This window comes from Polynucleobacter sp. 39-46-10 (assembly GCF_002282275.1).
In genome coordinates this window covers 1-1,062 of the sequence record NZ_NCJB01000550.1, presented here as the reverse complement: position 1 = coordinate 1,062, position 1,062 = coordinate 1, and the positions used below count along the sequence as shown (strand labels likewise).

Genomic DNA, 1,062 nt, shown 5'->3' with positions numbered 1-1,062 from the left:
GGGAGACATAGGCAGCACCTAATTTCTTTGCAGCAAAAGGTGATACTTGCTTATACAAGGTGCCGATCTCAATGCGCTCATCATTACTTAAGACCGGAAGATTAATAGCGCCAGGAATATGATCCAAAGCAAATTCAGCTGGAGACCTGACATCAATAATGGCATCAAACTGATTTAAAGATGACGCCAGCTTTTCAGTGCTAAAAATATGTGGATTGCTGGGTTGCAAACAATATCCTATCGTAGCTTACTGATGACATCATCAGGCCAAGGCGAGGATTTACCGGACTTTAGATCAACCCACACCATGGTTGCTCCACCGACTGCAGCCATCCTGTCAGGGTCCGTAGTTAAAGCCATCGTAGTAAAGACATCCAAACTGGAACGACCGATATTTCCGATATAGGTTTTTAAAATCAAATCGCCTGGGTAGGAAAGCTGTTGATAGAAGTTGCAAAAGCCATTCATCATCAGCATAGACTCGTCACCAGGCGCGACGTTGTAACCAAGAGAAGTAATCCACTCTACCCTAGCCTGTTCCATGTAACGAAAGTACACCGTGTTGTTGACATGGCCATATGCATCCATATCGCCCCAACGAATCGGCATATTCATCTCATGAACAAACTTTTTCTCCTCTGGGATCTCTATGCGCATAAATTCTCGCTGGCAATCAAAGATGAATCAACGAACTTGTAGCGCCATTTGGTACAAATTCGTAGAGCGAGCACCAGAACGGCAAAAAGCCAATATGGGGCCAGGCATTGTTTTGAGTAAATGCGCCATTTCAATAACTTGATCCTGCGTAAACGCACCTGGGATGACAGGCAAAAAGGCATAGTTCAAACCCAAAGCTTCAGCTTGAGCTTGAATTTGAGCATTCGTGGGTTGATCGGGTCCACCTTCAAAATCTGGACGATTGTTGATTACGCTTTTATAGCCCTGTTTAACAATCTCAGCCAAGTGGCTTGGATCAATTTGACCCAGCGTACCGAATTGATCAGTATGGCAAGCAATAGGAAGGCTCATCTAAACCTCAAAATGTAATGTGAATTTAAAAAA

At 43.8% G+C, this 1,062-nt stretch carries 3 protein-coding genes; all 3 read right to left on the bottom strand.

Translation table 11 applies throughout. From position 1 onward, the window contains the following. On the bottom strand, positions 1-229 hold a 229-nt coding region (locus tag B7X71_RS17640; protein WP_293601701.1), incomplete at its 3' end, for a rhodanese-like domain-containing protein. Positions 230-237: 8 nt separating this feature from the next. Further along, the gene (locus B7X71_RS17635; RefSeq protein ID WP_293599906.1) at positions 238-657 is read right to left on the bottom strand and encodes a thioesterase family protein; all 420 of its coding nucleotides are present in this window, start codon (positions 655-657) and stop codon (positions 238-240) included. A 27-nt stretch (positions 658-684) separates the two neighbouring features. Continuing rightward, a complete protein-coding gene (locus B7X71_RS17630; RefSeq protein ID WP_293601700.1) occupies positions 685-1,029 on the bottom strand; it encodes a TIGR01244 family sulfur transferase in 345 nt (114 codons plus the stop codon). Between the last annotated feature and the right edge of the window lie 33 nt (positions 1,030-1,062).

Coding starts and splice junctions, on each gene's coding strand:
- B7X71_RS17635 (WP_293599906.1), bottom strand. CDS start 657: ATGCGCATAGAGATCCCAGAGGAGAAAAAGTTTGTTCATGAGATGAAT.
- B7X71_RS17630 (WP_293601700.1), bottom strand. CDS start 1,029: ATGAGCCTTCCTATTGCTTGCCATACTGATCAATTCGGTACGCTGGGT.